The sequence below is a fragment of the Neobacillus sp. S1227 genome (genome assembly GCF_055385255.1).
Genome location: NZ_AP038276.1, coordinates 2,883,090 through 2,895,978 on the forward strand (window position 1 = coordinate 2,883,090; position 12,889 = coordinate 2,895,978).

The following is a 12,889-nucleotide window of genomic DNA, read 5'->3' on the forward strand; positions in this document are numbered from 1 at the left end:
TCTAGGAACACTCCACGTAAAATAAGATTTTTATTTTCCTTTGGTGGTTCCAGACACCGCTTCGGGCAGAAAAACCACCCCAGCTTACTATCTGTTTTTCTTCACCACAACCCCGCATTGTTCCTCCAACGGCAGAATCACCGCCGACATATCCAAATCGCCTAAACCTTGCTCGGTTGACAAACGATAGGCCTCCTCTGCCAATTGACCTGTAAATTCCCTCAATCCTGCTTCTTGTAAAAGCTGATTGGCCAAGCGGACATCCTTGTGAACATATTTCACTGCGCCGCCAGGCTCAAATTGACGGTCGAATACATACTCCTCCATATGTCTCCGCAAAATGCGGCTGTCCCCATAGCTGGCAGAGAGGATTTTGTATAGCTGCTCTGGAGCAAGGCCGAATTTAGACCCGGTTACCATCACTTCGGAAACTGCCAATGAATGAACCGCAACTAGATATTGGTTCATCAGTTTGGCAATGCTGCCAGAGCCCGATGGTCCGAGATATTCAATCGTCCCCCCGACAACTTCTAATATCTTAAAAACCTTCTCAAACGCAGCCTTTTCTCCCCCGATCATTATCGTTAAAGAACCGCTTTCCGCTCCCTCTGGTCCTCCGCTTACAGGGCAGTCGAGATAACTTATACCTTTTTCAATCGCACTTGCGTGAATCGTTTTACTCGTATCTGCACCGACCGAAGTAAAATCAATACAAGTAGTCCCGGGCCGGGCATTTTCAAGGATTCCGGCGTTTCCTTGATAAACTTCTATAACATCGCCTGGCATCGATAAACATGTGCAAATAACATCACAGTTTTGTGCCAGCAAAGAAATGGATTCTTCATGAGTGGCGCCAAGCTCCACCAGTGCTTTTACTTTCTCCTTAGTGCGGTTATAGACGCTTACTTGGTACCCATGACCCAAAAGCTTTTTTACCATCCTTGAACCCATAACACCTATTCCAATAAACCCTACTCTCATGTTTATTTCCCTCCTCCCTTAATCCATTCGAAACTATTCTGGCTTTTCCCTAAAGGGGTATATTCCAGCCCGATATACCCTTCATATGTATCCATTAAATATCGAAGAATACGCTGGTATTCCATATCTCCTGTACCGGGCTGATTCCGCCCCGGAACATCGGCAATTTGAATATGGCCAACTAGATCAGCATATTGTTGAAAAAATGCAAGCGAGTTCCCGTGGATCCTTTGAATATGGTAAAAATCAAATTGAAGCTTTATATTCGGCAGCCCTAATGTATCCAGAATTTCCTTAGCTTGACGAATGTCACTTAAAAAATATCCAGGCATATCAAATTGGTTGATCGGTTCTATCATAACCGTCAGGCCATGCTTCGCCATTTCGATTCCGGCATAATGAAGGTTCTCCAAATAGACCTCCTTAGCTGCTTCCCTAACATTTTCGGATACGATACCAGCCATACAGTGAATTCTTGGAACGTTTAAGGCCGTTGCGTACTTGATTCCTTCCATGACCGAATATCTAAATTCGTTCCTCCGATTGGGGTCAACTGCAATGCCCCGGTCACCCTTTGTCCAATTTCCCGGCGGCAAATTTAAAAGCACCATCGATAATTCATTCCGGACAAGTTCGCGCTGTATTTCATCTATGGAATAGTCATATGGAAATTGACACTCCACATAAGTAAATCCACACTCCCGGGCTTTCTTAAATCTTTCCAAAAAAGGAACCTCAGTGAATATAGTTGTAAGATTAACGGCATATTTGTTCATCTCTAACTCCATCAATAAAAATTTTTTAAAAAGCATTACATAAAAGATTCGACTATAATTTTCATTTTTCCTTGCATCTTTTAAAAAATCGACAAACAAAATGCCTGGCACCGTCCATTAACCGGATGATGCCAGGCACTTGTTACTTATTTAGATGCGAATTCCGGCTTTCTTTTTTCTAAAAATGCCGATGTTCCTTCGTTTTTATCTTCTGTAGAAAACAGGACTGCTTGGGCAAGTTTTTCAATAAGCAAGCCCGTTCTTTGGTCTGTTTCAAATCCGGTTAAAACGGCAAGCTTTGCCAACTTAACAGCAAGCGGCCCTTTTGCGAGGATTTTATCAGCTACTTCTTCGGTTTTTGCTGCCAGCTCTTCCGGTGCAACTACTTCAGATACCAATCCAATCCTGTAGGCCTCTTCCCCGTCAATCATTTTTCCAATCAGAATCATTTCAAGCGCTTTCCCTTTTCCAACCACGCGAGCTAACCGCTGGGTTCCGCCCGCAGAAGGGATGATGGCAAGATTCAATTCCGGCAGGCCAAACTTGGCATTCACAGAAGCAACCCTGATATCACATGCAAGCGCTAGTTCGCAGCCCCCGCCTAAAGCAAAACCGTTTACCATCGCAATGGTGGGTTTATCATACATTTCAATGAAGTCATATACCTCTTGCATACCACCAGGTTTAAAAACATCCAGGGCTGTCTTCTTTTTTAACTGGCTGATATCTGCTCCGGCAGCGAAGGATTTTTCACCTTTTCCAGTAAAAACAACAACTCCGACTGAATCGTCTTCCTTAAGTTCATTCAGGGCTGCAACAATCTCCTGTAATGTTTCCCCATTCAAGGCATTCCGAAGCTCTGGACGGTTGATAACGATATAGGCGAGGCGCCCCTTTCGATTTACTTCAAGATTTTGATAGTTTTGCATCAGTATTTCCTCCTCTTAATTATAGTTATAAAATCCTTTACCGCTTTTCTTCCCGAGCCGTCCAGCTTTTACATATTTTACAAGAATTGGACATGGCCGGTATTTCTCTCCAAGTGTTTTATGGAGATATTCCATATTGCGGAGCCTAGTATCAAGGCCGACAAGGTCCGCCAGTGCAAGCGGACCCATCGGATGGTTAAGACCTAATTTAATCGCTTTATCGATATCCTCGACCGAGCCTACACCTTCCATAACCATATTCATTGCTTCATTCCCAATTAGGCAGTTCATCCGGCTGGTTGCAAAGCCAGGGAATTCATTTATTTTGACACATTCCTTTCCAAGCGCTTTACCAAATTCAAAGCTTCTTTCAATCGTCTCATCGGATGTTTCCAGTCCACAAACGACTTCAATCAGCTTCATTCTCGGTACCGGGTTGAAGAAATGAAGTGCAAGACAGCGGTCCGGTCTCGAGGTTTGTGCCGCAATTTCCGTTGGGCTCATCGTCGAAGTATTGGTAGCCAGAATGGTAGACGGCTTTACAAGCTTATCCAGCTGCTTAAAGATTTCTATTTTTAAATCCATGATTTCCAAAACAGCTTCGATGACTATATCTGCATCCTTCGCGGCTTCTTCAAGCTGGGTGGTATAACGAATTCTGTTTATGGAAGCATCTGCCGCTTCCCTATCAAGTTCGCCTTTTTCAACGGCACGGTTAAATTGCTTTTCGATGTAGGATCGGCAGGTATCCAGGGACGTTTCACTGATATCTTGGACATAGGTTGTAAAACCTGCTGCTGCACTTGTATAGGCAATTCCGCGTCCCATCGTACCGGAACCGATTACACTAACTATTTCCATCCTATTTTCCCCTTTCATGAAGAAAGAGCCCTCCTTGAAGAAGGGGGCTGCTTTTCTATTAATCTCTTAAACCTAAGCTTTTACAAGCAAATTTTTAATTTCTTCAGTTAGCATTGGCACCACTTCAAATAAATCTCCGACAATTCCGTAATCGGCCACTTTAAAAATATTGGCCTCTGGATCTTTATTGATGGCAACTACCACTTTAGAGTTGGACATTCCCGCAAGGTGCTGAATGGCCCCTGAGATTCCGCAGGCGATGTAGAGATCAGGTGTTACAACCTTACCAGTCTGGCCGATTTGAAGAGAATAATCACAGTATTCCGCATCACATGCACCGCGCGAAGCTCCAACTGCGCCGCCTAGTACATCTGCAAGTTCTTGAAGCGGCTTGAAGCCTTCTTCACTTTTCACGCCGCGTCCGCCGGAAATGATCACTTTTGCTTCTGTTAGGTCAACGCCTTGGATTGCCTTTTTCGCCACTTCGCGAATGATGGTACGCAAATCCTTGATCTCTACAGAAACAGAGGACACTTCACCAGTGCGTGATGCATCTTTTTCAAGCGGAGCAATATTATTTGGACGGACGGAGGCAAAAATGAGGCCATCCGTGACAATTTTCTTTTCAAATGCTTTACCGGAATAGATTGGCCGAGTAAAAACAACATTTCCTCCTGCTGCTTCAATCGCCACGGCATCGGAAATCAACCCGGAACCAAGCTTGCTAGCAACCTTTGGTGAAAGGTCCTTACCAAGTGCTGTGTGGCCAAAGATAATTGCATCCGGCTGTTCCTGCTCCACAACAGCAAGGATTGCCTGGGAAAAGCCATCTGGCGTGTAGCTGGCAAGCTTAGGGTTTTCTACCACGACAGTCCTGTCAGCACCATACTGAATCAACTCTTGTCCCAGATTTCCAACGGATTCACCAAGCAGGACAGCAACTACTTCGCCGCCTTCTGCAACGGTTTTTGCTGCGGCAATCCCTTCAAATGATACATTTCTTAATTCCCCATCACGGATTTCTCCAAGTACAATTACTTTTCTAGTCATAGTTATGTCCCTCCTTAGATTACTTTCGCTTCAGAATGCAGCAGAGTTACTAGTTCTTTTACTTGATCTTGAAGATCTCCTTCAAGGACACGGCCAGCTTCTTTTTTCGGCGGCAGGTAGATTTCGATTGTTTTTGTTTTGGCTTCGACATCATCTTCCTCTAAATCGAGGTCGTCAAGCTCCAATTCTTCTAACGGCTTTTTCTTTGCTTTCATGATTCCTGGCAAAGATGGATAGCGTGGTTCATTTAAGCCTTGTTGTGCTGTTACCAAAAGTGGCACCGATGTTTCAATCGTTTCAGAGCTTCCTTCTACGTCCCTGACGATGTTGACGTTTTGACCGTCTACTTCAATTTTGGTAATGGTTGTTACATAAGGGATATCAAGCAGGTCAGCGACACGTGGTCCGACTTGACCGCTGCCGCCATCAATCGCAACATTTCCAGCGAAAATCAAATCAGCATCTTTATCCTTGAGGAATTCGGCCAAAATTTTCGCCGTCGTAAATTCGTCACCAGTTTCAAGGTCGTCCTCAGTATTAATTAACACAGCTTTGTCTGCTCCCATTGCCAGCGCTGTGCGCAGCTGCTTTTCTGCATCTTCCCCGCCAACTGACACGACGGTTACTTCTCCACCTTGATTATCGCGAATTTGGATTGCTTCTTCCACACCGTACTCATCATATGGATTGATAATAAATTCAGCACCGTCCTCTTGGATGGCTCCCTTTGAAACAACAATTTTTTCCTCAGTATCAAATGTTCTTTTTAACAAAACATAAATATTCATTTTATAACCCTCCTATTAAACTTTTGCTGGTGCGGCATCATAAGTATAAAACCCTTTGCCTGTCTTTCTGCCTAACTCACCTTTTTCCACTTTTTCTTGGACAATCTTTGAAGGTTTGTCCCGTTCATCGCCGCTCTCCTGGTAACGCTGCATGCGTACAAGGTAATTGACATCGAGGCCTGTTAAATCCATTAAAGCAAATGGACCTATCGGGTGGTTGAGCGCTTTTTTGACAACTAAGTCGATGTCTTCATGGCTGGCAATTCCGTTTTCCAGAAGGAACAATGCCTCGTCCATCAACTTTCCTAAAATTCTGTTGGCAACAAATCCGGAAATTTCTTTGTTGAGCAGCACTGGAAGCTTATTAATTGACTTCACAAACTCCATTGCCGTTTCGGCAGTCTCGGCGGATGTATGCGGCCCGCGGACCACTTCGACAAGTTCCATTACAAGGGCAGGATTGAAGAAATGGACATTGCACACTTGATCTGGACGTTCGGTTGCATCCGCAATTTTCGAACTTACAATAGTTGAGCTGTTGGTAGCCAGAATCGCGTGGGCCGGAGTGATTTTGTCAAGCTTTGAAAATAGCTCCCTTTTAATCTCCAATTTCTCAACAATGGCTTCGATGACAATGTCGGCATCACTTAAGTCTTCTAGGGAAGCAGTGAAGTTGAGTCGATTGAAAGCAGCTTCAACTGTTTCTGCTGTCAGTCTTCCTTTTGCTACCCTTTTTTGCATTTGTTCATCCAGGATTTGTTTTCCTCTTTCAAGGCTTTCGGCACTTACATCCTGGAGCGTGACGGAATAGCCGCCAAGCGCGCACACCATGGCTATTTGGGCTCCCATGGTACCGGCGCCAATGACACCGACTTTTTGAATGTTTGTTGTCATTCTTTTTCTCCTTTCTCAAGCTCCTCTTTGACTAGAAGCCTTTTTAAAAGTTTCCCTACTGTATTTCTTGGCAAGGCCTCGCGTACTTCGAACACTTTTGGAACCTTGTATGGCGTTAATTTTGAATAGCAATACCCTTTTAGCTCTTCCAGATCTAGTTGTTTTCCCGGCTTTGGCACCACATAAGCTTTGATCGTTTCCCCGTGGTCCTTGTGGGGGATTCCAACGATGGCTGCTTCTTGGATATCGGGGTGTTCATACAGAACCCCTTCCACTTCCTGCGGGTAGATGTTAAACCCGCCGACGATGATCATTTCTTTTTTTCGTCCGACTATGTAAAAATAGCCATCCTCATCCATCATCGCCAGGTCACCCGTATGAAGCCAGTCGTCCTGCAGTGCTATACTGGTCTCTTCCTGATTGTTCCAGTAACCCTTCATGATTTGTGGTCCTTTTATTAACAATTCCCCCACACTACATGGCCCAAGTTCATTGTTTTCATCATCCACAATCAGGCAATCCGTTTCAGGAAAAGGAATCCCGATGCTGCCAATCTTCCTAATGCCAAAAGTCGGATTGCGGTGGGTCGATGGAGATGCTTCTGATAAACCGAACCCTTCGGCAATAGCAGCCCCCGTCAGTTCTTCAAATCGTTTCAAGATTTCTACGGGGAGTGGTGCCGACCCAGAAGAACAGGTTTTTAGGCAGTTTAAGCCATATTCTTCAATTCCCGGGTAGTTAACAAAAGAGATGTACATTTTGGGAACTCCGGGAAAAAAGGTAGGCTGATAAGCTTTTATTTTTTCAAGGACATCGTTGATATTGAATTTTCGGAATAACAGGATTTCTGCCCCGATATAAATTCCGAGATTCATGGCGCTGGTCATCGCGTAGACATGGTACAACGGAGTTACCGCCAGGATGGTTTCCTCACCTGGAACCATTTTATCGCCGTACATCATGAGGCTTTGGATCACGTTAGCCACCAGGTTATGGTGGGTCAGCATCGCCCCCTTCATCTTTCCCGTTGTGCCTCCGGTATACTGAATGACCGCCACATCTTTACGCGGGTCGATATCTACCTGTCTCTCAATCGGTGCTGAAAAAGGAATTAACTCATCCAAGGTTTTAAACGCATCCGAGTATAGGTCCTCAAACTGCGACCCGATAATGAGACGGAAATGGTAAAGTTCATTCACTTCAAAAATTGTTTTTCGTGATACTGGATCACCAACGATATAGGAAACCTGCGCGTCATTAACAATTTGCAGCAGCTCTCGCGGCGTGTACATCGGATTGATTTGGACGACGGTGAGTCCGAGCGCATGTGCAGCGTAATAGCTGATGATGTAGTCAGGATGATTGCCGAGCATCAAGCCGATCCGTTCACCCTTTTGGAAGCCCATCTCCTGCCAGGCGCTCGCTAGTCGGTCGACCTGGTCTTTCAATTCAAGATAGGTAGTCCGTTCATCTTCAAAAATTATCGCAGTTTTATGAGCGTAGTTTTGAACTGATTGTTCCAACATTTCGTAAAGCGATATTTCTGGAATTTCGATATTGGCATTTTGTTCATGATATTTTGACCATGGCCGGTTGTTCAGTTGTTGCAATTGGGCTGCACCTCCTTTTGTTGGCTGGTATTACTGGCAGATGAGCTTCTCTTATTTGGGGATAACCCACTCTTATTTGCAGATGGCCGCCCCTTACTTGCGGATAACTCGCTCTTCCTTGTGGATGGCCACTTTACTTGCACATCTCACTTAATGTCCTAAAGTGTACTTCCCCCATCAACAGCCAAAACCTGGCCCGTAACAAAATCACTTGCCGGGCTGGCGAAGTAAAGTGCGGCTCCCATTAGGGCGTGGTCATCGCCAATTCTGCCAAGCGGATTGTGCTTTTTAATTTCCTCTCCGCGTTCTGCCAGCACATGTTTCGTCATTTTGGATGGGAAGAATCCCGGTGCAATGGCATTTACATAAATTTGATGCCGTGCCCATTTTCTAGCAAGGTCTCTTGTAAAATGATGAACGGCCGCTTTGCTCGTGCTGTAGCCAATGGCATTCAATACTTCAGGCGGTTCTGCCTTGATGCCGGCCACTGAACCAATGTTAATAATCTTGCCGGTATTTCGTTCAATCATCTGTTTGCCAACTGCTTTTGTCACAAGAAACATCCCAGTAAGGTTGACGTTCATGACTTTTTCCCAGGCTTCCAAAGGCATTTCTTCTACCGGTGCTCCCCAGGTGGCGCCGCTGTTGTTGACAAGAATGTCAATTTGACCAAAGTCTGAAATAATCTGGCTGACCAGTTCGTTTACTTCATTTTCATTTTGGATATTGCAGGAATAACCTTTTGCCTTGATACCAAACGTTTCAGATAAATACTGTGCCGTTTCCTCACACTGGTCTAAATGCCGCGAACAAACGGCGATGTGGCAGCCGGAGGAAGCATAAGCCTCAGCGATTTGCCGGCCAAGCCCTCTGCCTCCGCCTGTAATAAAAGCAACCTTATTTTCGATATTAAACAGTTCTTTTTGCATGTCCGTCCCCCATCTTAATTCTCTTCTAAGATTCTTCTTGCAATAATTAGGCGCTGGATTTCGTTTGTACCTTCATAAATCTTTGTGATTCTGGCATCACGGTAGAAGCGCTCGACTGGATAGTCTGATACATAACCCATACCGCCATGGATTTGAACGGCTTTATCAGCCACTCGATTAAACACTTCGGAAGCAAATAATTTTGCCATCGATGCTTCCTTGATCACTCGCTTGCCTTCATCAATCATCATCGCCGCTTTTAAGGTAAGAGCTCTTGCTGCCTCTGTTTCGGTGGCCATATCAGCAAGCATCCACTGAATCGCTTGGTTTTCCGCAATTGGTTTTTTAAATTGGACTCTTTGCTTTGCATAGGAAGCGGAGAGCTCAATTAACTTATCGCAGGAACCGACTGACCGTGCGGCAAGCCCTACGCGGCCTTCGCCAAGGATTTTTAACGCGGACATATAGCCCATGCCAACTTCACCAATCACATTTTCTTCAGGAACAACGCAGTCCTCAAAAATTAATTGGGCTGTATAGGAACCGCGCAAGCCCATTTTTTTATCCTTCTTGCCAACGGTGAAGCCCGGGAAATTTTTTTCTACAAGGAAAGCAGTAATGCCGCCCTTGGCGCCTTTTTCAGGATCTGTCAATGCAAATACGGTAAATACATCGGCGACCGGTGCATTGGTAATGAAATGCTTCGTCCCATTCAGGATCCAGTTGCTGCCTACTTTTTCTGCACGTGTCGCTAGATTGGTGGCATCTGAGCCGGCACCTGGTTCGGAAAGAGCGAAGGCTCCAATCTTTCTACCTGCTGCCATGTCTGGCAGGTATTTTTGTTTCAGGTATTCAGATGCAAGCTTTACAAGTCCTGTGCTGCCGATTCCTGTATGGGCACTGATTAAGCTGACGAATCCATTGTGCGTACGGCCAAGCTGCTCAAGCACTACAGCTTTACCAACCGCATTGAGACCGATCCCGCCGTATTCCTCAGGAATGCTGATACCGAATAATCCTAAGTCTTTGGCCTGTTCAATCAGGTGCTGCGGAATGCGATCTTCGTCCTCGATGATCTGAGCGTAAGGTTCAACTTCCTTTTCAACGAAGTTTCGCACCATTTGTTTCATTTGTTCAATTTCTTGTGGTAGTGTCACTAACATATGTATTTCCTCCTCATTTTTGTTTCTGCTTAAGAAAGATGCAAGAACCGTGCCAAGTTTGGAAACGCTTAAAAAATAAGTATTTTGAACTTTTTTATAATTTGAATGATTCATTTTTGAATTAAAGGAAGGGCCAAAGTATGGTTAAATCCTGTGATTCATTTTTGAATTAAAAAATCATGAATGAATCAAAAATAAAAACCACCATGGCTGGTGGTTTGGTCAATTAAAATTTTAAGTTGTACTTCTTTAATTTTCGCACGATGGTTGGCTGGCTGCTGTCTAGCGCCTCTGCTAATTCATATGTGGTCCGATATTTTTTCAGTGCCAGTTTTAGAAGATTCTCCTCCGCAATTTCCGTCGCTTGCTTCAAGGTCATCATTTCATTGATTGGAATGGCCTGCGTTTCCGTTTTTCGATAATCGGCAGGCAAATGATCAACGGTTAAGGTCGATTCTTCTGTAACAAGGCACATTCTCTCAATCAAATTGGACAATTCGCGGACATTCCCCGGCCAGCCATAATTATAAAAGAACTCTTTGAGACCCGAAGAGAGGTCTTTTTTCAAGGAATATTTACTATTCATTATCTCTAGGAAATAGTCGACGAGCGGCAGAATATCGGCCTTTCTATCGCTGAGCGGTGGAATGGAAATGGGAATCACATTCAAACGATAAAATAAGTCCTCGCGAAACTTCCCGTCCGCCACCATTTCCTTTAAATTTCGGTTGGTTGCAGCAATGATGCGCACATCCACCTTCTTAGGGACCGTTCCGCCAATCCGCTGCACTTCCCGCTCCTGGATGACCCGTAAGAGTTTAACCTGCAAGTGAAGCGGAAGCTCCCCCACTTCATCAAGAAAAAGGACACCATCATTGGCAAGCTCAAACATACCTGCCTTTCCTTTGCCGCTAGCTCCTGTGAAGGCGCCTGCCTCATAGCCGAACAATTCCGATTCGAGCAAATCCGGAGGAATGGCACCGCAATTAATTTTAATCATTTGGCCTCTCCGGCTTCGTTCACTATTGTCAAAAATATAGCGGGCGAGTACATCTTTCCCCGTTCCTGTTTCACCAAGAATCAGCACGGTCGCATCGACATTGGCGATACGCTCAGCTGTCTCATAAATCTTCTGAATCTGCTCACTCCGGATGACCACGCCATTTTTAGTGAACGATCTCCCCTTCAGACGCTCAATTTCTTCTTTATAACTATGATTCAACTGATTTGCTTTTGTCAGCGCAGCCTGCAGGTCGTTTAGCTCCGATAAATCGCGGATATTGGTGACAATACTTTCGATTTCCCCATTTTCATCAACAACAGGATTGCCGGTTAGCAGCACTTCCCTGCCTTTGAAATTTTGCTGGACTAAAGACACGCTTCGCTTTTTTTCTAGGACCTGATGGGTGACGGAATTTTTTAAAATACCTCTTTTCATTAAGTCATCGACTTTTTTGCCAATATAATATTCCTTTGGTATTCCGGTCAGCCTTTCAATCGCAGAATTTGTTTTAACGGTGATACCTTCTTTATTGGTAATATAAATTCCGTCATACATATTCTCAATAACCGCATTAAGCTCACGGTTTACTTTATTGGCTTCCTTAAGTTCTTTGATCAAGGAGGTCAGTTCAGTTGAAAAGGTACCGATATAGGCAATTTTCTCAGAATCAGGGAATGGGGTTTTTAAAAAAATCCAATCCTTACCCTCCAATGAGGCATGAACTAGCTGCCCTCCCCTTAGCTCTACCCAGGTATCAAAGAACTCATGGAGACTTTTTCCTGAAAACGGAATGTACTTTTTAAAAATTTCATTGCTAAAAAGAATGCGATTGCCGGACGCAGTGATAAAAAACGGAAACGGAAGTTGGTCGATGATGACTGCCTCCATGAAATCACCTCAAAAAATGTTATAATTATAAGTTCTTTAATAGTTTGAGAATCCCTCTTGGTGTATTTTTCCTATTTATACACCTTCATAATACCAAGTACCATTATGCAATCTTTTTGTGCACTGATTTTTAAAATAAAGATATTCCAGGTGTGCTAATGTTTCACCAACGGCAAATCTGGTTTCATGGATGTTTAAATTTTGAAACAAATGCCCGTTTACTTCGTAAATGGTCCTCGGTTGTTTCAACGCCTCAAGAACTTTTTCCAGCCGCTCCTGATGATGGAACAATAATTCTTCGATTCTCTGATTGGCTCCACGGAACGGTTTGCCATGGGATGGAATGACATACTCTGCATCCAACAATTTTATTTTTTCAAGCGAACGAAAGAATGCGTCTAATGGATTAGGGATGCCGTGAAACCAATAGGATATATTTGGTGAAATTCTTGGCAAAATATGGTCTGTTGAAAAAAGAATACTATTTTCCTTGTTAAAAAGGCTTATTAATCCATCTGAGTGTCCCGGAGTAAATATTACTTCATATTCATAGTTTCCGAAAGGGATTTTCATTCCCTCAATGAGATGATGGTTTACTATTGGATAAGGTTTTACTTTAGCATTAAAACTATTCTCATCTGATGTTAGGACCACGGATAAATCATCGGGAAAGCCAAAGGTATCATAATGCTGCTTCATTTCAGCGATCGATTCCGGTTCCCAGCATGTTAGTCCTGTCTTTGCATCCACCTCAGTCATCCAAACATCCGCATTTGTTAATTGCTGCAGTGTCCCTGCATAGCCAAAATGGTCGGGATGATAATGGGTAATGATGATATCTTTGACATCATGTTTTTCAATAATGGGCCGCCAGATATCCCTGGAAACCTCTGAATTTAAACCAGCATCGATGATGGTCCATCCACTTGCTCCCTCCGCTAAAAAACAATTCACGTGATTTAAACGAAAAGGAAGCGGGACGGTTACTTGTGTGACTCCTATTTCTGTAAGCAAAAT

12 protein-coding genes are annotated in these 12,889 nt (G+C 44.0%); all 12 read right to left on the bottom strand.

All coding sequences use genetic code 11. The features are described from left to right. Positions 1–87 precede the first annotated feature (87 nt). Positions 88–981 carry an NAD(P)-dependent oxidoreductase gene (locus ACZ5AE_RS14530; protein ID WP_464573467.1) on the bottom strand — a complete coding sequence of 298 codons (894 nt, stop codon included), beginning with the start codon at positions 979–981 and terminating at the stop codon, positions 88–90. Positions 982–983: 2 nt separating this feature from the next. Continuing rightward, positions 984–1,757 (bottom strand): hydroxypyruvate isomerase family protein, encoded by a 774-nt coding sequence (locus tag ACZ5AE_RS14535; protein WP_464573469.1) that lies wholly within the window; start codon positions 1,755–1,757, stop codon positions 984–986. A gap of 146 nt (positions 1,758–1,903) precedes the next feature. Beyond that, positions 1,904–2,686, bottom strand: a complete 783-nt coding sequence (locus tag ACZ5AE_RS14540; RefSeq protein WP_464573471.1) for an enoyl-CoA hydratase/isomerase family protein — start codon at positions 2,684–2,686, stop codon at positions 1,904–1,906. Positions 2,687–2,701: 15 nt separating this feature from the next. Then, on the bottom strand, positions 2,702–3,547 hold the full coding sequence (locus tag ACZ5AE_RS14545) for a 3-hydroxyacyl-CoA dehydrogenase family protein (RefSeq protein WP_464573473.1): 846 nt from the start codon (positions 3,545–3,547) through the stop codon (positions 2,702–2,704). A 72-nt stretch (positions 3,548–3,619) separates the two neighbouring features. Beyond that, positions 3,620–4,597: an electron transfer flavoprotein subunit alpha/FixB family protein gene (locus ACZ5AE_RS14550; protein WP_464573475.1), complete on the bottom strand. Its 978-nt coding sequence runs from the start codon at positions 4,595–4,597 to the stop codon at positions 3,620–3,622. A gap of 14 nt (positions 4,598–4,611) precedes the next feature. Continuing rightward, entirely contained in the window at positions 4,612–5,385 is a 774-nt protein-coding gene (locus ACZ5AE_RS14555; protein WP_464573477.1) for an electron transfer flavoprotein subunit beta/FixA family protein, read from the bottom strand. Positions 5,386–5,400: 15 nt separating this feature from the next. After that, on the bottom strand, positions 5,401–6,279 hold the full coding sequence (locus tag ACZ5AE_RS14560) for a 3-hydroxyacyl-CoA dehydrogenase family protein (RefSeq protein ID WP_464573479.1): 879 nt from the start codon (positions 6,277–6,279) through the stop codon (positions 5,401–5,403). Further along, positions 6,276–7,889 carry a long-chain-fatty-acid--CoA ligase gene (locus tag ACZ5AE_RS14565; protein WP_464573481.1) on the bottom strand — a complete coding sequence of 538 codons (1,614 nt, stop codon included), beginning with the start codon at positions 7,887–7,889 and terminating at the stop codon, positions 6,276–6,278. The genes ACZ5AE_RS14560 and ACZ5AE_RS14565 overlap by 4 nt, the downstream gene beginning before the upstream one ends. Positions 7,890–8,047: 158 nt before the next feature. Further along, positions 8,048–8,818 carry an SDR family oxidoreductase gene (locus tag ACZ5AE_RS14570; protein WP_464573483.1) on the bottom strand — a complete coding sequence of 257 codons (771 nt, stop codon included), beginning with the start codon at positions 8,816–8,818 and terminating at the stop codon, positions 8,048–8,050. Between the two features lie 14 nt (positions 8,819–8,832). After that, entirely contained in the window at positions 8,833–9,981 is a 1,149-nt protein-coding gene (locus ACZ5AE_RS14575) for an acyl-CoA dehydrogenase family protein (protein WP_464573485.1), read from the bottom strand. A gap of 226 nt (positions 9,982–10,207) precedes the next feature. Continuing rightward, the gene (locus ACZ5AE_RS14580) at positions 10,208–11,872 is read right to left on the bottom strand and encodes a sigma-54 interaction domain-containing protein (protein WP_464573487.1); all 1,665 of its coding nucleotides are present in this window, start codon (positions 11,870–11,872) and stop codon (positions 10,208–10,210) included. A gap of 75 nt (positions 11,873–11,947) precedes the next feature. Continuing rightward, the gene (locus tag ACZ5AE_RS14585) at positions 11,948–12,886 is read right to left on the bottom strand and encodes an MBL fold metallo-hydrolase (RefSeq protein ID WP_464565011.1); all 939 of its coding nucleotides are present in this window, start codon (positions 12,884–12,886) and stop codon (positions 11,948–11,950) included. Positions 12,887–12,889: the final 3 nt, after the last annotated feature.

Coding starts and splice junctions, on each gene's coding strand:
- ACZ5AE_RS14560 (WP_464573479.1), bottom strand. CDS start 6,279: ATGACAACAAACATTCAAAAAGTCGGTGTCATTGGCGCCGGTACCATG.
- ACZ5AE_RS14580 (WP_464573487.1), bottom strand. CDS start 11,872: ATGGAGGCAGTCATCATCGACCAACTTCCGTTTCCGTTTTTTATCACT.
- ACZ5AE_RS14545 (WP_464573473.1), bottom strand. CDS start 3,547: ATGGAAATAGTTAGTGTAATCGGTTCCGGTACGATGGGACGCGGAATT.
- ACZ5AE_RS14540 (WP_464573471.1), bottom strand. CDS start 2,686: ATGCAAAACTATCAAAATCTTGAAGTAAATCGAAAGGGGCGCCTCGCC.
- ACZ5AE_RS14555 (WP_464573477.1), bottom strand. CDS start 5,385: ATGAATATTTATGTTTTGTTAAAAAGAACATTTGATACTGAGGAAAAA.
- ACZ5AE_RS14535 (WP_464573469.1), bottom strand. CDS start 1,757: ATGAACAAATATGCCGTTAATCTTACAACTATATTCACTGAGGTTCCT.
- ACZ5AE_RS14530 (WP_464573467.1), bottom strand. CDS start 981: ATGAGAGTAGGGTTTATTGGAATAGGTGTTATGGGTTCAAGGATGGTA.
- ACZ5AE_RS14570 (WP_464573483.1), bottom strand. CDS start 8,818: ATGCAAAAAGAACTGTTTAATATCGAAAATAAGGTTGCTTTTATTACA.
- ACZ5AE_RS14550 (WP_464573475.1), bottom strand. CDS start 4,597: ATGACTAGAAAAGTAATTGTACTTGGAGAAATCCGTGATGGGGAATTA.
- ACZ5AE_RS14575 (WP_464573485.1), bottom strand. CDS start 9,981: ATGTTAGTGACACTACCACAAGAAATTGAACAAATGAAACAAATGGTG.